Raw genomic sequence first — 16072 nt, forward strand, 5'->3', positions numbered from 1 at the left:
GCATGATCCGGAAAAGTGTGAAGCGGTTTTCCGATAAGATCATGTGCAAGAGATAAGAGCGAAGTAGAGACGAGACAATGAACATCAACAAGCCTGCCACTCCTCCGCTTGCGCCCGAGCTGATCGAGCAATTCCGCAAGATCGTCGGCGAGCGCCACGCGATCACGGATGCGGCCGACATCGAGGCCTATGTCACCGAGGAGCGCAATCTGTTCCACGGCCGCTCGCCGCTGGTGCTGCGTCCGGGCTCGACCGCTGAAGTCTCCGAAATCTGCAAGCTCGCCTCCGCGCACAAAATCGCGCTGGTGCCGCAGGGCGGCAACACCGGGCTCGTCGGCGGCCAGACCCCGCACAATGGCGAGGTGGTGGTGTCGCTGCGTCGGCTGGACAAGATCCGCGAGGTCGATACCGCCTCCAACACCATGACTTGCGAGGCCGGCGTGGTGCTGCAGATCGCGCAGCAGAAGGCATCCGACGTGGACCGACTGTTTCCGCTCTCGCTCGGCGCGGAAGGAAGCTGCACCATCGGCGGCAATCTCTCGACCAATGCCGGCGGCACCGCCGCGCTCGCTTATGGCGTCGCGCGCGAGATGGCGCTGGGGCTGGAGGTCGTGCTCGCGGACGGGCGCGTGCTCAACGTGCTGTCGAAGCTGAAGAAGGACAACACCGGCTACAATCTGCACAACCTCTTCATCGGCGCGGAAGGCACGCTCGGCATCATCACGGCGGCGACGCTGAAACTGTTTCCGAAGCCGCGGGCGGTCGAGACCGCCTTCGTCGGGCTGAAGTCGCCGGCCGCGGCGCTCAAGCTGCTGACGATCGCGCAGGGCGAAGCCGCCAATGCGCTGACGAGCTTCGAGCTGCTGTCGGAGATGGCGGTCGACTTCTCGGTCCGCCACGGCATCGACGTGCGCGATCCGCTTGCAGAGAAGCATCCCTGGTACGTGCTGATGGAATTGTCTTCGCCGGGCGACGATGCCCGCACGCCGCTGGAAACGATCCTGACCCGCGCGATGGAGGAGAAGATCGTCGACGACGCCGTGATCGCGGCCAACCTCAGCCAGCGCAACGGCTTCTGGAAGCTGCGGGAGGAGATGTCGTCGGCGCAGAAGCCGGAGGGCGGCTCGATCAAGCACGACATCTCGGTGCCCGTCGCCGCCGTGCCCGCCTTCATCGACGAAGCCAATGCCGCGGTGGTGAAGCTGATCCCCGGCGCGCGGCCGGTGCCGTTCGGCCATCTCGGCGACGGCAACCTGCACTACAATATCAGCCAGCCGATCGGCGCCGACACCGCGGACTACCTGGCGCGCTGGCACGAGATGAACGCGGTGGTGTTCGAGATCGTGCTGCGCATGGGCGGCTCGATCTCGGCCGAGCACGGCATCGGCGTGCTCAAGCGCGACGAGCTGCCCGAGGTGAAGGACAAGACCGCGATCGAGCTGATGCGCGCCATCAAGGCAATGCTCGACCCGCTCGGCATCATGAATCCGGGGAAGGTGCTGTGAGCGTCTCACTTACGATCGATGCGGTCAGCGACGCCGACGTCGAGCCGGTCGTCGCGCTGTGGCAGCGCTGCGGCCTGACGCGGCCCTGGAACGACCCGCATGCCGACATCGCGCTGGCGCGGCGGCGCGACAACTCGACCGTGCTGATCGGCCGTGAGTCCGGCGCGATCGTCGCCACCGTGATGGTCGGCCATGACGGCCACCGCGGCTGGGTCTATTACGTCGCCGTCGACCCCGATGGCCGCAAGCGCGGTTTTGGCCGGGCGGTCATGGCGGCGGCCGAGGACTGGCTGCGCCAGGCCGGCATCGCCAAGCTCCAGCTCCTGGTCCGCCGCGAGAACGCGCAGGCCAACGCGTTCTACCAGTCGCTGGGCTTCGAGGAATCCACCTCGTTGATGTTCCAGAAGTGGCTCGACGGCCGCGCTTCGACTCCCTAGCTCCCGGAAAACAGCCATGACCATTTCCGACCGCGTCCGCATCAAGGACGTTCGCGTGCTCTCGGACAACTGGACTCCCCTGAAGAGCACGACGTTCGAGTACCGGCGCGCCAACGGCGAGTGGCAGACGCAGCACCGGGAAACCTATGAGCGCGACAACGCCGCCGCCGTGCTGCCCTACAATCGCGCGCGGCGCACCGTGATCCTGGTGCGCCAGTTCCGCCTGCCGGTGTTCATCCGCGGCTACGACGATCTCCTGATCGAGGCCGCCGCCGGCGTGCTGGACGATGCCTCTCCCGAGGTGCGCATCCGCGCCGAGGCCGAGGAGGAAACCGGCTATCGCCTGCACCACGTCCACAAGGTGTTCGAGGCTTTCATGAGCCCGGGCGCGGTGACCGAGAAGCTGCACTTCTTCGTCGCCGAATACGAACCGGAGATGCGCGTCAGCGACGGCGGGGGCCTCGAGCACGAGGGCGAGGACATCGAGGTGCTGGAGCTTGGCATCGACGAAGCGCTGGCGATGATCGCCGACGGACGGATCATCGACGCCAAGGCGATCATGCTGCTGCAATATGCGGCGCTGCATGTCTTTAGATAATTCGCGAGCCGTCTTCTTCCCTTCTCCCCTTGTGGGAGAAGGTGGCGCGAAGCGCCGGATGAGGGGTTTGCCTCCGCAAATTCGAATGAGAGTTGGACTCGCGGAGAGAACCCCTCACCCGTCTCGCCGCTATCGCGGCGAGCCACCCTCTCCCACAAGGGGAGAGGGGAGACGGCGCAAGCGGCTCTCCTATGCAAGCAATTCTGGCCGGCGCCGTCCCTCCCCCTGTTGAGCTCACAGCCGACTATCTCTAGTCTAGCTCTCAACAAGAACCAGGAGACGCGCCCATGTCCGCTTCGCGCGACGACGAATTCGGCTTTGCGCCCGACTACGACTCCCCCGTCCCCTACATGCAGCGCACCCGCGACTATTACGCGGCGATCGGCTACACCACGCCGTACCGCTGGGCACATCATGTCGAGGCGCCGTTCCGGCCGCTGAAGAAACCGCTTTCGCAATCGCGCGTCACCATCATCACCACGGCTGCGCCGTACGATCCCGCCAAGGGCGACCAGGGGCCGGGCGCGGCGTATAATGGCAGCGCCAAATTCTACCAGGTCTATGACGGCGACACGTCGCAGCAGCACGATTTGCGCATCTCGCACATCGGCTACGACCGCAAGCACACCTCGGCGACCGACAGCGGCACCTGGTTTCCGCTGCCGCAGCTGTTGAAGGCGTCCGCCGCGGGCCGGATCGGTGAAGTGGCCCCGCGCTTCTTCGGCGCGCCGACCAACCGCAGCCATCGCGTCACGCTCGACACCGACGCGCCGGAGATTCTGGCGCGCTGCCTTGCCGACAAGGTTGATGTCGCGGTGCTGGTGCCGAACTGCCCGGTCTGCCACCAGACCACCGCGCTGGTGGCGCGGCATCTGGAGCGGAACGGCATTCCGACCGTGATCATGGGCTGCGCCAAGGACATCATCGAGCACGCCGCCGTGCCGCGCTTCCTGTTCTCCGACTTCCCGCTCGGCAATTCCGCCGGCAAGCCGCACGATGTCACCTCGCAGGCGCAGACGCTCGAGCTCGCACTCAGGCTGCTCGAGACCGCGAGCGATCCGCAGACCACGATGCAGTCGCCGCTGCGCTGGAGCGAGGACGCCTCCTGGAAGCTCGACTACAACAATGTCGCGCAGCTCTCGCCTGAAGAGCTGGCGCGCCGCCGCGCCGAATTCGACAAGCAGAAGGAGATCGCGCGCGGCAACCGCGCCGCCTGACGTCCTCCGACAACCAAAACAAAAAGGGAGAGCGACGTGACGCGACCGTTCGAGGGCGTAAAGATCCTGGATTTCACGCAAGTGCTGGCCGGCCCCTATGCGAGCTACCAGCTCGCGCTGCTGGGGGCCGACATCATCAAGGTCGAGCGGCGCGAGGGTGAGGACATGCGCCGCACGCCGCTCAGCCGCGAATGGGCCGAGCGCGGGCTGGCGCCGGCGTTCCAGGCCATCAACGGCAACAAGCGCAGCCTGACGCTCGATTTGCAGAAGCCAGATGCGATCGCCATCGTGAAGAAGCTTGCCGCCCAGGTCGACGTCGTCATGGAAAACTTTCGCCCGGGCGTGATGGACAAGCTCGGCATCGGCTATGAGGCGCTGTCCGCGATCAATCCAAAGCTGATCTATTGCGCCGTCTCGGGCTTCGGCCAGACCGGCCCGGACCGCTTGCGGCCCGGCTATGACGGCAAGATGCAGGCGCTATCAGGCATCATGGCGATTACGGGCCATCCGGAGACCGGGCCGACGCGCGCGGGCTTTGCGGTATGCGACGTGCTCTCGGGCGCCACGGCCGCGTTCGGCGTATCGAGCGCGCTGTACCAGCGCGACCGCACCGGCAAGGGGCAGCTCATCGACGTCTCGATGCTGGAGGCGACGCTGGCGTTTCTCTCGGGGCAGATCGCGGACTGGTCGGTCGCCGGCCATCGCCAGCAGCTCTCGGGCAACCAGGCGGTGAGCCGCCGGACCACGGCGAACCTGTTCAAATGCGGCGACGGCCACATCCTGCTCGCCGTCAACAACGAGAAACAGTACCGCGCGCTGATGGGCGCGCTCGGCCGCGAGGACACGCTGTCCGATCCGCGCTTCGCCGACTGGTTCGCGCGCAACGAGAACGAGCCGGCCCTGCGCGCCATCATCGAAGAGGCGCTCGCGAAAAAGCCGGCGCGCGAGTGGGAGACAATTCTCGAAGACGCCGGCGCGCCCTGCGCCAGCATCTGGAAGGTCGAGGAAGTGATCGATCATCCGCAAGTGCAGGCACGCGGTGCGATCCAGGAGCTGGACACGCCCTATGGCCGCCTGCGTTTTGCCGGCAGCGGATTCAAGCTCGCGCATGGCGGCGGCAAGCTGGACCGGATGGCGCCGGAGCTGGGCGCGGATACCGACGCGGTGCTCGGCGAGCTGGGCTTCGATGCGGCGGAGATCGCGACGCTGCGGGCGCGGGAGATTGTGTGACTCTCCAGCAAAAAACTCCGCTGTCGTCCCGGACAAGCGTCAGCGCAAATCCGGGACGACAACGGAGTGAATGGCGCCAGCTTGGCTAAAACAACGACCCCTGCCCGTCATCGGATGACGCGGCCGCCGCCTTCCGCGCGCCCCTCTTCGGCTTCGACGCCTCCAGCTCCGCCTCCATCTCCTCCGCGCTGATCGGCAAGAGCAGTTGCTCGTCGTCATTGGCGACGCGATTGACGCGGGTGGAAACCGGGTGCCAGGCGAATTCGCCGATGCGCGGGGCGGCCATCAGCGGCAGGATCGCATCGACCTCGTCGCCACGGATATCGAGCCAGCGCTCGAAATCGCGCGGGCTGATGGTGACGGGCACGCGGTCATGCAGCGCGGCGAGATCCTTGCTGGCCGCCGCGGTGACGATCGCGACCGTGTCGAGCTCCTCGCCGTTCGGCCCGGCCCAGGTCTCGAACACCGCGGCAAAGCCGAGCGGCGCGCCGTCGGCCCGATGGATGAAGAACGGCTGCTTGCGGCCATCCACCGCCTTCCATTCGTAGTACCCGTCGGCCGGGATCAGGCCGCGCCGCCGGCGAATCGCGCGTTTGAAGGCGGGCTTCTCCAGCACCGTCTCCGAGCGGGCGTTGATCAGGAGCGTAAAGCCTTTGGGATCCTTGACCCAGCCCGGCAGCAGACCCCAGCGCATCAGGCGGAAATGGCGCGCGCCGTTCTCGACCAGCACGACCGGAATCGGTTGCGTCGGGGCGACATTGTACCGGGGCGGGAAATTCGGCTGCTCGACATAGCCGAACAGTTGCCGCAAAGCCGCGGGGGCCGAAGTTATGACGAAGCGTCCACACATCCTTGGGCGTCTATATAGGGTCCGTTCAGGTCCTTTTAACCCCGAACGTTAACACTGCGGCGAATGAGCTCAATGGCCTCCCAACCCGCGCGGACGCATGTACAGACGGGCCCCGAGGCAGCGGCCTGGGCCGAACGGCTGCGCGTGGCCAACATCAACCCGCGGACCGGGCTTGCCACCGACTATCTCAACCATTTCAATGAAGCGGTGATGCTGCTCGAAATGGTCCCTGACATGCCGGAATGCGCCGAAGACTTTCTGACCTGGTCGCCGCTGTCCTATGCCGAGCATTTCACGGCGTCGAACTTCAAGGCACGCGACCTCGCCATCGAAGCCTATGAGAAGGCCGATCCCAACGTGCGCGCCCAGTTCGACCACCTCACCGACACGATGACCTCGATCCTGACCGCGGTCGGCTCGGCCATGCGCGAGGTCGAGAAGGACACCACCCGCGTCCGCCTGGCCGAGCAGGCCACCCTCTGGGTCAAGCCGCTGATCGCTGCCTGCGGCGGCATCATCAATGGCGGGGCGGAAGCCGACGTCGACACCATCATGGCAAACTGAGCCGTGTCTGCGGTCGTCCAGCCCACCCATCCCCAGATTGCGGTCAGCGCCGCGATTTTTCGTGATGGCAAGGTGCTTCTGACCCGCCGCGCCCGCTCGCCCGCCAAGGGGTTCTATTCGCTGCCCGGCGGCCGGGTCGAGTTCGGCGAATCGCTGCACCAGGCCCTGGTGCGCGAGGTGAACGAGGAGACCGGGCTCGCCATCGAGATCATTGGCCTTGCCGGCTGGCGCGAGGTGCTGCCGGCCACGGCCGGCGCCGGCCACTACCTGATCATGTCCTTTGCCGCCCGCTGGGCGGCCCGGGAGCCGGTTTTGAACGACGAGCTCGACGACTACCGCTGGATCGCCCCCGATGCCCTGGCGAGCCTCGGCGACCTCAAGCTGACCGGGGGGCTGGAGGAGGTCATTCAATCCGCCCACCGGTTGATCGGGACATAGTCGGCGCGGCAAACGCCGCTGCACCTCTCCCGCTTGCGGGAGAGGTCGGAGCGAAGCGACGGGTGAGGGATCTCTCCTCTTGGGGATTATCGCCCGCGGAGACACCCCCTCCCCACCCCTCCCCCGCAAGCGGGAGAGGGAGCGCACGTTCGCTGCGCCCCTAACGTTGCCTTGCGCCCGCCGCCCTGAGGGGGCATACACCCCGCCGATGTCGACGCGATTTCTGGCCATTTTTGCCCTGATTCTGACCTGCGCCTGCGCGCCCGCCCGGGGCCAGGACGTGGCGGCGCCGTTTGACGCCGATTTGCAGCGGCTGGCGGAGATCCTCGGCGGCCTGCACTATCTGCGCGGCATTTGCGGGTCCAACGAGGGCAACAAATGGCGCAGCGAGATGCAGGCGCTGATCGATGCCGAAACCCCCTCCGGAGAGCGCCGCACCCGCATGATCGCCGGCTTCAACCGCGGCTATAACGGCTTCCAGCAGACCTACCGGAGCTGCACGCCGGCCGCCACCGTCGCGATCCGCCGCTACATCGAGGAAGGCTCGAAGATCTCGCGCGATCTCACGGCGCGCTACGCGAACTGATCTCGCCGTCATTCCGGGGCGCGCGTAGCGCGAGCCCGGAATGACGGCGACGGGAACCCTGTCATCGTCTTTGTTCACAGCCATTAACCGTTCTTAAAGATGTGGCCTAGCGGGCGTTAATACGCGTGCTACACCACTCGCACAGCGCATCGCCGTGGATCGCGCCCCAGCCCTGATCGAGTTTCATGAGCCAGCCGATTTCCTACGCCCCCGCCCGCGCGCCGCTGCCCGACCACGAGCAGAAACAGGCCGCACTGAGCTATCTCAACGAGGCCTGGGCCGAGGCGCGCCATGACGGCGTCGACGGCGACTGCCTGGCGCAGGCGAGCCTGTTTGCGGCCTTTGCCGAGCTCGTCGGCACCTATGGCGAGGACGCGGTAGCGAAGTTCGTCGAGGGCTTTCCCGGCCGGATCCGCAACGGCGAATTCTCCGTCGACATCTCCCGGCAGTAAACGCCTTTTCGAAAATGACCCCGCCACGCGGGCGGGGCCAGTCTACGGATGAATGACTTGGCGAACGGGATCTGGTGAACAGGTTCGCGAAGTCTGCTGCGTTTATCGCACGGAAGCCGGCTCCCCCGGACAAGCATTAGTCTCGCGATGACCGGGAGATATTCCCGCCACGATTGGGAATGCACTCCCTGCTCCCTCACGGCTCGACCTTGAGCGTCGCTTTCATGTTGGGATGATAGCGGCAGTAATAGTCGACCGCTCCCGCCTTCTTCAGAACGAACGCCGCCGATTTCTCGGGCTGCAACGTCACGTCGAAATCGCCGTTCTTCGCGGTGGCGGTGTGGGCGAAGACGTCCTTGTTGACCCACCTGATGGTGTCCCCGACCTTCGCCGACACCTCAGTCGGTGAGATCACGAGGTTCTCCATCGTGATCTCGATGGTCGCCGCGTGCGCCGGGACGGCCATCGGCAGGAAGATGATCGCAAGCGCGATCGAAGCGAGGCGTCCCGGCTTCATCCCACGCTCCCTATTTCAGCTCGGCCGCGACGTGCTCGGCGTGCTGCTGATGGCCCTGGAATATCTTCAGGCCGGTCTGCAACAGGCTCTTCAGCTCGGCATTGTTCGCCGACGGAATCAGCTGGGTCTCCAGCGCACCATTGACCGCCTTGTGGTAGGCGACCTCGTTGGCGACATAGGCCTTGTCGAAGGCCGCGCCGCTCAGCTTGTCGAACTCAGCCAGCTTGTCACTCGCCTGCTTCGACAGCGCCTTGCTGGTGTCATTGTCCTCGGGCGTGACGTTCAGCTTCTTGACCAGCGCGAGCGCCTGCTTGTTGACGGCCTCGTGGTCGCGCAGCATGTCCTCGGCAAACGCCTTGACGTCCTTGTTCTGCGCCTTTTTCTGCGCCTGCTTGGCGGCGTTGATGTCGATCACGCCAGCGGTATAGGCGATATGGGCGATCTGCGGATCGGTCGGCTTGTCGGCTGCGCCGGCGCCTTGCAGCAGCGCGGGGCTCGACAACAAGATTGCTGCGGCAACAGCCGCGCTCCGTCGAATGAACATGGTTTGACACTCCTGTGCTGCCGGACGGGGTCCGCCGGCGCGTTGCTTCACAGGTGTTGGATGGGAATTTCGCGCAAACGTTCCCGAAAAACTTCAGCCGCCGACGCCGAGCCGCTTCAGCACCGCCACGGTCAGGCGTTCGCAGCGCCAGCCCGCGAAGGGGAACGCATCCATCATCACCGGACCGATCTCCTTCTCGACGTTCTCACGCAGCATGGTGCGGGCGCGGTGCAACCGCGTCTTCACGGTTTCGGGCTTCACGCCGAGCAGATCGGCGGTCTCCTCGATGTTCATGCCCTCCATGACGCGTGCGACGAAGACCATGCGGAAGACATCCGGCAACTCGTCGATTGCGCGTTCGACGACGCGCTGGATTTCACGTTGGGCCATGGTCCTTTCCGGATCGCCTGCGGGTGAGACGGGAAATTTGATGATCTGCGCCTCGAGCGCGGCTTCGGGCACCGAGCCGAGCTCGACATGGGGCCTGGCACTTCGCGCCCGCCCGAGCGCTTCGTTGATGGCGATGCGCGACAGCCAGGTCGACAACCCGGATTCCCCTCGGAAGCCATCGAGATGGGTAAAGGCGCGGACATAGGTTTCCTGCACCACATCCTCGGCTTCGCTGTCGCTGCGCAGAATGCCGCGCGCGAGGCGGTAGAGCCTGCGGTTGTTGGCCTGCATGATCTCGCGGAGCGCGGACTCGTCGCGGCCTCGCGCACGATCGACCAGTTCGGCCTCCGAGGCCCTGAATTCTGAAGTCTTGGCTCCGGCGGACAGGCCGGCTGCGGTCCGTTGCATTGCGGTCACCTGCTTGTCTCCATTGGTTCCCGACATTGGATGCCGGCCCAAGGGAAAGGTTCCCAACTTTCTTACCTTCCCCTAGTCGGTCTCGATCGGCAGCGACGGATCCCTCGCCCATTCGCCCATCGAGGCGTCGTAAAGCGTCAGCTTGTCGAAGCCGAGCTGCGTCAGCAGCAACAGGTCGATCGTCGCCGAGATGCCACCGCCGCAATAACAGATCACGCTCTTGTCACGCGTAACGCCCTGGGCGGCGAATTTCGCTTCGGCATCCGCAAGGCTCGTCAGCGTCTTGTCCGCATTGGTGAGCGTTGCGGCGGGAACGTTGACGCTGCCGGGAACGCGGCCGGGCCGGCCGTAGCGGCTTGGCTCGAGGCCGCGATGAAACTGCGGTCCGAGCGCATTGACGATCACGGTCGCGGGATCGCCGATCCGCGCCTTCACGACATTCTTGTCGACAAAGAAGCCCGCGCGCGGTGTGGCCTTGAAGGTCGTCGCCGGATAGCCCTTCGGCGCCCCCGTCTCGATCGGCCGCCCCTCTTCCTTCCATTTGTCGAAGCCGCCGTCGAGCACGCGCGCGTCGACGCCGAGCGCACGCAGCATCCACCAGAACCGCGTCGCCCACATCATCGTGCCGATGCTGTAGAGCACGATGGTCTTGGACGCATCGAGGCCGTGGCGGCCGAAGGCAGCTTCGAGCTGGGCCACACCGGGCATCATGAAGAACTGCTGCGCGGAGGCGTCGGAGAACTCGCCCTGAAGATCGAGGAAATCGGAGCCGGGGATGTGGCCCGCCGCGAAGGTCTTGTCGCCGGGCACCGCGCGATACGGCAAGTCGCTACCTGGCGGCACCGGTTCGTTATAGGTCGTGCAGTCGTAGAGGCGTAAGGCGGGATCGCCGAGGATGGCGGCGAGTTGTTCGGTGGAGATGAGGGGTGCCGGTTGGGGCATGCGATGACCTCTCCAACGTCGTCCTGGCGAAAGCCAGGACCCATTACCACAGCACTATATGGCTGCGGGCAGATCTGGCCACCAGTCTTCGCAACAATATCCGGTCGGGGTTATGGGTCCTGGCTTTCGCCAGGACGACACCGAGTCTGAGGCACGCACCGTGCCGCGGCGCGCCAAGCCCTACGCCTTCAGCGTCTCCAGAAACCGCACCGGCTCGCCTTGCGATGGCGTCACCAGCTCGCCCTGCCACATCACGCGGCGGCCGCGGATGAAGGTGCCGACGGGCCAGCCCGTGACGCGGACGCCGTCGTAAGGGGTCCAACCGGCCTTGGACGCCACCCATTTGTTTGTGATGGTTTCGCTGCGCTTCAAGTCGACGATGGTGAAGTCGGCGTCGTAGCCAGCGGCGATGCGGCCCTTGCAGGCCATGTTGTAGAGGCGCGCGGGGCCGGCGCTGGTGAGATCGACAAACCGCGCCAGCGACAGGCGGCCGGCGTTGACGTGATCGAGCATGAGCGGCACCAGCGTCTGCACGCCGGTCATGCCCGAGGGCGAAGCGGGATAGGTCTTCTGCTTTTCTTCCAGCGTATGCGGGGCGTGATCGGAGCCGAGCACGTCGATGATGCCCTGCTCGATGCCGCGCCAGATGCCGGCGCGGTGATCGGCCCCGCGCACCGGCGGGTTCATCTGCGCCAGCGTGCCGAGCCGCTCGTAGCATTCGGGCGCGACCAGCGTGAGATGATGCGGCGTCGCCTCGCAGGATGCGACGTCCTTGTGGTCGCGCAAGAACTCGATCTCTTCCTTGGTTGAGATGTGCAGCACGTGGATGCGCTTGCCCGTCTCATGCGCGAGCTTGACCAGGCGCTGCGTCGCCATCAGCGCCGCGGTCTCGTCGCGCCAGACCGGATGCGAGCGCGGATCGCCCTCGATGCGCAGCGGCTTGCGCTCGTTGAGGCGGTATTCGTCCTCGGCGTGGAACGCGGCGCGGCGGCGGATCACCTGGAAGATGCGGCGCAGGCTTTCGTCGTCCTCCACCAGCAGCGCGCCGGTCGAGGAGCCGATGAACACTTTGACGCCCGCGCAGCCGGGCGCGCGCTCCAGCACCGGCAGGTCCTGCACGTTCTCGCGGGTGCCGCCGATGAAGAAGGCGAAGTCGCAGTGCATACGATGATGGGCGCGCTTCACCTTGTCGGTGAAGCTGGCCTCGGTCACGGTCAAGGGCGACGTGTTCGGCATCTCGAACACGGCGGTGACGCCGCCCATCACGGCGCTGCGCGAGCCGGTCTCGAGGTCTTCCTTCTGCTCCAGCCCGGGCTCGCGAAAATGCACCTGCGTGTCCATCACGCCGGGCAGGATGTGCAGGCCCTTGCAGTCGATCACCTCGGCGGCGGAGGCTTGCGACAGCGCGCCGATCTCGGCGATGCGGCCGCCCGCAATGCCGATGTCGCGCAGGCCCTCGCCGTCCTGGTTGACGACAGTGCCGCCCCTGAGGATCACATCGAAACGCTGGGTCATGGCTGAAGGCCCCTCTCATCCCCAAGCGCAGGGCTCGAGGTCTTGTCGTTTATGCGCTGCGGGCTTACGTTCCGGAGCAACATGTCGCAAGAGATTTTCTCATGAAATCAGCGTTTCTTCCCGACCGGGGCGTGGTCAAGGTCGCGGGCGAGGATGCGCGCAACTTCCTCAACGGCCTCGTCACGACCGACCTCGACAGGCTGAAGCCGGGCCTGGGGCGATTCGGCGCGCTGCTGACGCCGCAGGGCAAGATCATCGTCGATTTCCTGATCACGGAGGTGCCGGCCGGCCATGGCGGCGGGTTCCTGATCGACTGCCCCAAAGCGCTGGCCGAGGGCCTCGCGACCAAGCTGAAATTCTACAAGCTGCGCGCCAAGGTCACCGTGGAAAACCTCTCCGACGATCTCGGCGTGCTCGCCGCCTGGGACGGCGCGCTCGCGGCCCAGCCGGACCTTGCCTTCGCCGATCCGCGCCATGACGGGCTCGGCACCCGCATCCTGATCCCCGAGGATCTCAAGCAGAAGCTGTCCGACCTCATCGGCGCCGAGCTGGTCGACGCGGCCGCCTATGAGGCACATCGCATCGCGCTTGGCGTGCCGCGCGGCGGGCTCGACTTCATGTACAGCGATGCGTTCCCGCACGAGACCAATATGGACCGCCTCGCCGGCGTCGATTTCGACAAGGGTTGCTATGTCGGCCAGGAGGTCGTCTCGCGCATGCAGCATCGCGGCACCGCGCGCACCCGCAGCGTCAAGGTGCTGCTCGACGGACCCTCGCCCGAGATTGGTGCTGCCATTCTCGCCGGCGACAAGCCGGTCGGCACCATTGGCTCTTCTGCCGACGGCAAGGGCATCGCGCTGGTGCGCATCGACCGCGTCGCCGACGCGCTCGATGCCGGCCAGCCGCTCACGGCCGGCGGACTTGCCTTGACGCTCGCCGAACCTGAAGTCGTACGCATTCCAGCCAAGCAGCCCACCGCATGAGCCGCGCCCCTCGCCTGCATCCCGACGGCCTGACCCGCTGCCCCTGGCCCGGCGAAGATCCGCTCTATGTCGCCTATCACGACACCGAGTGGGGCGTGCCTGAATATGACGACCGCGCACTGTACGAGAAGCTGATCCTCGATGGCTTCCAGGCCGGCCTGTCCTGGATCACGATTTTGCGCAAGCGCGACAATTTCCGCAAGGCCTTCGACGATTTCCAGCCGGAGAAGATCGCGCGCTACAATGCCAAGAAGGTGCACGCGCTGATGAACGACGCCGGCATCGTGCGCAACCGCGCCAAGATCGACGGCGCGATCCTGAGCGCGAAGTCCTATCTGGATATCATGGAGAAGGGGCCGGGCTTCTCGAAGCTGCTGTGGGACTTCATGGACGGAAGGCCCAAGGTCAACAACTTCAAGACCACGGCGAGCGTGCCGGCCTCGACGCCGCTGTCGGTGCAGATCTCCAAGGAGCTGTCCTCGCGCGGCTTCAAGTTCGTCGGCCCGACCATCGTCTATGCCTTCATGCAGGCGACGGGCATGGTCAACGACCATCTCGTCGACTGCCATTGTCACGCAAGCTGCGGCAAGACGCAGCGCAAGCCGCGCCTCAAGGTCAAATGAGCGCGAAGAAGTCGGCACGCGGCGTGGAGTCCCGCGCCTGGCAGCGCATGCTGTCGGGCCGGCGGCTCGATCTGCTCGATCCCTCTCCGCTCGACATCGAGATCGCCGACATCGCGCATGGGCTGGCGCGCGTGGCGCGCTGGAACGGGCAGACGACAGGCGCACACATCTTCTCGGTCGCGCAGCATACGCTGCTGGTGGAGACCGTGATGCGGCACGAGACGCCGCGCGTGGACCAGCGCGTCCGGCTCGCAGCCCTGCTGCACGACGCGCCCGAATACGTGATCGGCGACATGATCTCGCCGTTCAAGGCCGTGCTCGACGGCCATTACAAGGCGGTCGAGAAGCGCCTGCTCGGCGCCATCCACATCCGCTTCGGCCTGCCGCCGGTGCTGCCCGACGAGATCACGCTGGCCATCAAGGCCGCCGATCGCGGCGCGGCTTATCTGGAAGCGACCGAGCTTGCCGGCTTCAGCGATGCCGAGGCGAGGCGCCTGTTCGGCAAGGATCCCGGCCTGCCCGACAGCGTCCGGCGCGACTATCTCACGCCCTGGACGGCGGCGCGGGCCGAGAAGCAGTTCCTGGAGCGGTTTGGCGCGGTGTTTGCGTAGCGTCATCCCTTCGTAGGGTGGGCAAAGCGAAACGTGCCCACCAAACAAGGCGAGATGAGCGCAGTTGCGAAATGGAGGGCACAGCGCGATGCGCCTTTGCCCACCCTACAGCCGCGGCTATAATCAACGAAAAGGTCCGCCATGATCCACGTCTGTTCCCTCGCCGCGCTTCCCGAAACCGTCCGCCTCACCGGGGCCAGCCACGTGCTGACCGTGATGGCCAATGTCGAGCAGGTGGCGCGGCCGGTGTCGGTGCTGCCGGCCAACCATCTCAAGGTGTCGATGGACGACATCACCGAGGAGATGGACGGTTTTGTCGCGCCGTCGGAGGCCCATATCGACCAGGTGCTGAACTTCGTGCGCCGCTGGGAACGCAGCGCGCCGCTGGTGGTGCATTGCTACGCCGGCATCAGCCGCTCCACCGCGAGCGCCTTCGCCGCGGCCTGCGCCCTCAATCCGCATCGCGACGAGATCGAGATCGCGAAGAAGATCCGCGCGGCCTCGCCGATCGCATCGCCGAACCGGCGCATCGTCGGCCTCGCCGACCGCGCGCTGGGACGCGAGGGCCGCATGCTGCGCGCGCTCGACGAGATGGGCCCGGGCGCGATGATGGTCGAGGGCCGCCCCTTCGTGATCGAGCTCGAATGACAGCAGCGAAGTCAGCCGCATGAGCGAGACGCTGCTGACGCCGATCGAGATCGGCCTGACCGCCGCGATCGTCGCGATCGAAGACCATGAACCGCTGATCCTCACCGCGCGCGGCAGCGACGGCCTGGCGGGCCTGCCGTTCGGCCCGTTCGATGCGCTGAGCCATCGGACCTTCGAGATCGGCCTGCGCGCCTGGGTCGAGGAGCAGGCGGGCTTGCGGCTCGGCTATGTCGAGCAGCTCTATACGTTCGGCGATCGCGGCCGTCATGCGGAGGCCGGCGACACCGGCGCGCATATGGTGTCGATCGGATATCTCGCACTCACCCGCGCCGTCGACGGCGAACTCGCAGCAACCGGGGCGAGCTTCGAGCCGTGGTATCGCTTCCTCCCCTGGGAGGACTGGCGCGAGGAGCCGCCGGCGATCATCGCCCGCGACATCATCCCGGCGCTGACGACATGGGCGGAACAGGAGACGCCGGAGACGACGCGCGCATTGCCGCGCAGGGACCGCGTGCGGTTCTATTTCGGCCTCGATGGCGCGCCCTGGGACGAGGAGCGCGTGCTCGACCGCTACGAGCTGCTCTATGAGGCCGGGCTGATCGAGGAGGCGCGGCGCGACGGCCGACCTGCGGCATTAGCACGCAAGGCGCTTCCCGCACTCGGCACCTCCATGCGGTTCGATCATCGTCGGATCCTCGCCACCGCGATCGCGCGGCTGCGCGCAAAACTGAAGTATCGTCCTGTGGTCTTTGAACTTTTGCCCGCCGAGTTCACACTCACCGAATTGCAGCATACGGTGGAGGCGATCTCCGGCCGGCACCTGCACAAGCAGAATTTCCGCCGCCTGGTCGAAACGGAAGCCCTGGTCGAACCGACCGGCGTGATGTCGACACAGACTGGCGGACGGCCGGCGGCGCTCTACCGCTTCCGCCGCGACGTGCTCCAGGAGCGGCCCGCGCCGGGCTTGCGCATGCGCTCCCGGCGCTAGATACGACATTTGCGCGA

The 16072-nt window shown here is 66.0% G+C and carries 20 protein-coding genes; 14 read left to right on the plus strand and 6 right to left on the minus strand.

The window, feature by feature from the left end; translation table 11 throughout:
- Positions 1 to 77 precede the first annotated feature (77 nt).
- The 5 genes from EI171_RS35340 to EI171_RS35360 all read left to right on the plus strand — a co-directional run bounded on the left by EI171_RS35340 (position 78) and on the right by EI171_RS35360 (position 4987).
- The gene (locus tag EI171_RS35340) at positions 78 to 1505 is read left to right on the plus strand and encodes an FAD-binding oxidoreductase (protein ID WP_161536048.1); all 1428 of its coding nucleotides are present in this window, start codon (positions 78 to 80) and stop codon (positions 1503 to 1505) included.
- Positions 1502 to 1942 carry a GNAT family acetyltransferase gene (locus EI171_RS35345; protein ID WP_161536049.1) on the plus strand — a complete coding sequence of 147 codons (441 nt, stop codon included), beginning with the start codon at positions 1502 to 1504 and terminating at the stop codon, positions 1940 to 1942. Before EI171_RS35340 ends, EI171_RS35345 begins: the two co-directional genes overlap by 4 nt.
- Positions 1943 to 1958: 16 nt before the next feature.
- A complete protein-coding gene (locus EI171_RS35350) occupies positions 1959 to 2540 on the plus strand; it encodes an NUDIX domain-containing protein (protein ID WP_161536050.1) in 582 nt (193 codons plus the stop codon).
- Between the two features lie 287 nt (positions 2541 to 2827).
- Positions 2828 to 3757: a glycine reductase gene (locus EI171_RS35355; protein ID WP_161536051.1), complete on the plus strand. Its 930-nt coding sequence runs from the start codon at positions 2828 to 2830 to the stop codon at positions 3755 to 3757.
- 36 nt (positions 3758 to 3793) lie between these two features.
- Positions 3794 to 4987, plus strand: coding sequence for a CaiB/BaiF CoA-transferase family protein (locus tag EI171_RS35360; protein ID WP_161536052.1), 1194 nt, complete (start codon positions 3794 to 3796; stop codon positions 4985 to 4987).
- Between the two features lie 85 nt (positions 4988 to 5072).
- Here EI171_RS35360 and EI171_RS35365 read toward each other — a convergent pair whose 3' ends face one another.
- Positions 5073 to 5837 carry an SOS response-associated peptidase gene (locus EI171_RS35365; protein WP_161536053.1) on the minus strand — a complete coding sequence of 255 codons (765 nt, stop codon included), beginning with the start codon at positions 5835 to 5837 and terminating at the stop codon, positions 5073 to 5075.
- A 63-nt stretch (positions 5838 to 5900) separates the two neighbouring features.
- On the opposite strand from EI171_RS35365, the gene EI171_RS35370 reads away from it, so the two are divergent.
- The 4 genes from EI171_RS35370 to EI171_RS35385 all read left to right on the plus strand — a co-directional run bounded on the left by EI171_RS35370 (position 5901) and on the right by EI171_RS35385 (position 7877).
- A complete protein-coding gene (locus tag EI171_RS35370) occupies positions 5901 to 6401 on the plus strand; it encodes a hypothetical protein (RefSeq protein WP_011085349.1) in 501 nt (166 codons plus the stop codon).
- 3 nt (positions 6402 to 6404) lie between these two features.
- Positions 6405 to 6839, plus strand: coding sequence for an NUDIX hydrolase (locus EI171_RS35375; protein ID WP_028175632.1), 435 nt, complete (start codon positions 6405 to 6407; stop codon positions 6837 to 6839).
- 208 nt (positions 6840 to 7047) lie between these two features.
- The gene (locus EI171_RS35380) at positions 7048 to 7425 is read left to right on the plus strand and encodes a TIGR02301 family protein (protein WP_060910882.1); all 378 of its coding nucleotides are present in this window, start codon (positions 7048 to 7050) and stop codon (positions 7423 to 7425) included.
- Between the two features lie 185 nt (positions 7426 to 7610).
- Positions 7611 to 7877, plus strand: a complete 267-nt coding sequence (locus EI171_RS35385) for a hypothetical protein (RefSeq protein WP_008135624.1) — start codon at positions 7611 to 7613, stop codon at positions 7875 to 7877.
- A gap of 196 nt (positions 7878 to 8073) precedes the next feature.
- Here the strand turns inward: EI171_RS35385 and EI171_RS35390 are convergent, their stop codons facing one another.
- The 5 genes from EI171_RS35390 to EI171_RS35410 all read right to left on the minus strand — a co-directional run bounded on the left by EI171_RS35390 (position 8074) and on the right by EI171_RS35410 (position 12202).
- Positions 8074 to 8394, minus strand: a complete 321-nt coding sequence (locus EI171_RS35390; protein ID WP_060910881.1) for a cupredoxin family copper-binding protein — start codon at positions 8392 to 8394, stop codon at positions 8074 to 8076.
- A 10-nt stretch (positions 8395 to 8404) separates the two neighbouring features.
- Positions 8405 to 8938 carry a DUF4142 domain-containing protein gene (locus tag EI171_RS35395; RefSeq protein WP_060910880.1) on the minus strand — a complete coding sequence of 178 codons (534 nt, stop codon included), beginning with the start codon at positions 8936 to 8938 and terminating at the stop codon, positions 8405 to 8407.
- A gap of 93 nt (positions 8939 to 9031) precedes the next feature.
- Entirely contained in the window at positions 9032 to 9736 is a 705-nt protein-coding gene (locus tag EI171_RS35400; protein WP_161536054.1) for an RNA polymerase sigma factor, read from the minus strand.
- Positions 9737 to 9817: 81 nt separating this feature from the next.
- Positions 9818 to 10687: a sulfurtransferase gene (locus EI171_RS35405; RefSeq protein ID WP_161536055.1), complete on the minus strand. Its 870-nt coding sequence runs from the start codon at positions 10685 to 10687 to the stop codon at positions 9818 to 9820.
- Positions 10688 to 10867: 180 nt separating this feature from the next.
- Positions 10868 to 12202, minus strand: coding sequence for a dihydroorotase (locus EI171_RS35410; RefSeq protein ID WP_161536056.1), 1335 nt, complete (start codon positions 12200 to 12202; stop codon positions 10868 to 10870).
- Positions 12203 to 12303: 101 nt separating this feature from the next.
- Between EI171_RS35410 and EI171_RS35415 the strand changes: the two genes are divergently transcribed.
- From EI171_RS35415 to EI171_RS35435, 5 genes are all read left to right on the plus strand, one after another.
- Entirely contained in the window at positions 12304 to 13185 is an 882-nt protein-coding gene (locus tag EI171_RS35415) for a folate-binding protein YgfZ (RefSeq protein ID WP_161536057.1), read from the plus strand.
- Entirely contained in the window at positions 13182 to 13808 is a 627-nt protein-coding gene (locus tag EI171_RS35420) for a DNA-3-methyladenine glycosylase I (protein ID WP_011085340.1), read from the plus strand. Before EI171_RS35415 ends, EI171_RS35420 begins: the two co-directional genes overlap by 4 nt.
- The gene (locus EI171_RS35425) at positions 13805 to 14419 is read left to right on the plus strand and encodes a YfbR-like 5'-deoxynucleotidase (RefSeq protein ID WP_161536058.1); all 615 of its coding nucleotides are present in this window, start codon (positions 13805 to 13807) and stop codon (positions 14417 to 14419) included. Before EI171_RS35420 ends, EI171_RS35425 begins: the two co-directional genes overlap by 4 nt.
- 141 nt (positions 14420 to 14560) lie before the next feature.
- Positions 14561 to 15067 carry a tyrosine phosphatase family protein gene (locus EI171_RS35430; RefSeq protein ID WP_011085338.1) on the plus strand — a complete coding sequence of 169 codons (507 nt, stop codon included), beginning with the start codon at positions 14561 to 14563 and terminating at the stop codon, positions 15065 to 15067.
- Positions 15068 to 15086: 19 nt separating this feature from the next.
- Positions 15087 to 16055 carry an NAD regulator gene (locus EI171_RS35435; protein ID WP_028175624.1) on the plus strand — a complete coding sequence of 323 codons (969 nt, stop codon included), beginning with the start codon at positions 15087 to 15089 and terminating at the stop codon, positions 16053 to 16055.
- Positions 16056 to 16072 lie beyond the last annotated feature (17 nt).

It is taken from the genome of Bradyrhizobium sp. LCT2 (assembly GCF_009931255.1).
GTDB classification, from domain to species: domain Bacteria; phylum Pseudomonadota; class Alphaproteobacteria; order Rhizobiales; family Xanthobacteraceae; genus Bradyrhizobium; species Bradyrhizobium diazoefficiens.

What these genes read in the sequence shown, in the direction of transcription:
- EI171_RS35400 (WP_161536054.1), bottom strand. Translation starts at nt 9,736, where the DNA reads ATGCAACGGACCGCAGCCGGCCTGTCCGCCGGAGCCAAGACTTCAGAA.
- EI171_RS35355 (WP_161536051.1), top strand. Translation starts at nt 2,828, where the DNA reads ATGTCCGCTTCGCGCGACGACGAATTCGGCTTTGCGCCCGACTACGAC.
- EI171_RS35350 (WP_161536050.1), top strand. Translation starts at nt 1,959, where the DNA reads ATGACCATTTCCGACCGCGTCCGCATCAAGGACGTTCGCGTGCTCTCG.
- EI171_RS35420 (WP_011085340.1), top strand. Translation starts at nt 13,182, where the DNA reads ATGAGCCGCGCCCCTCGCCTGCATCCCGACGGCCTGACCCGCTGCCCC.
- EI171_RS35395 (WP_060910880.1), bottom strand. Translation starts at nt 8,938, where the DNA reads ATGTTCATTCGACGGAGCGCGGCTGTTGCCGCAGCAATCTTGTTGTCG.
- EI171_RS35405 (WP_161536055.1), bottom strand. Translation starts at nt 10,687, where the DNA reads ATGCCCCAACCGGCACCCCTCATCTCCACCGAACAACTCGCCGCCATC.
- EI171_RS35430 (WP_011085338.1), top strand. Translation starts at nt 14,561, where the DNA reads ATGATCCACGTCTGTTCCCTCGCCGCGCTTCCCGAAACCGTCCGCCTC.
- EI171_RS35415 (WP_161536057.1), top strand. Translation starts at nt 12,304, where the DNA reads ATGAAATCAGCGTTTCTTCCCGACCGGGGCGTGGTCAAGGTCGCGGGC.
- EI171_RS35370 (WP_011085349.1), top strand. Translation starts at nt 5,901, where the DNA reads ATGAGCTCAATGGCCTCCCAACCCGCGCGGACGCATGTACAGACGGGC.
- EI171_RS35385 (WP_008135624.1), top strand. Translation starts at nt 7,611, where the DNA reads ATGAGCCAGCCGATTTCCTACGCCCCCGCCCGCGCGCCGCTGCCCGAC.
- EI171_RS35410 (WP_161536056.1), bottom strand. Translation starts at nt 12,202, where the DNA reads ATGACCCAGCGTTTCGATGTGATCCTCAGGGGCGGCACTGTCGTCAAC.
- EI171_RS35425 (WP_161536058.1), top strand. Translation starts at nt 13,805, where the DNA reads ATGAGCGCGAAGAAGTCGGCACGCGGCGTGGAGTCCCGCGCCTGGCAG.
- EI171_RS35390 (WP_060910881.1), bottom strand. Translation starts at nt 8,394, where the DNA reads ATGAAGCCGGGACGCCTCGCTTCGATCGCGCTTGCGATCATCTTCCTG.
- EI171_RS35380 (WP_060910882.1), top strand. Translation starts at nt 7,048, where the DNA reads ATGTCGACGCGATTTCTGGCCATTTTTGCCCTGATTCTGACCTGCGCC.
- EI171_RS35435 (WP_028175624.1), top strand. Translation starts at nt 15,087, where the DNA reads ATGAGCGAGACGCTGCTGACGCCGATCGAGATCGGCCTGACCGCCGCG.
- EI171_RS35365 (WP_161536053.1), bottom strand. Translation starts at nt 5,837, where the DNA reads ATGTGTGGACGCTTCGTCATAACTTCGGCCCCCGCGGCTTTGCGGCAA.
- EI171_RS35340 (WP_161536048.1), top strand. Translation starts at nt 78, where the DNA reads ATGAACATCAACAAGCCTGCCACTCCTCCGCTTGCGCCCGAGCTGATC.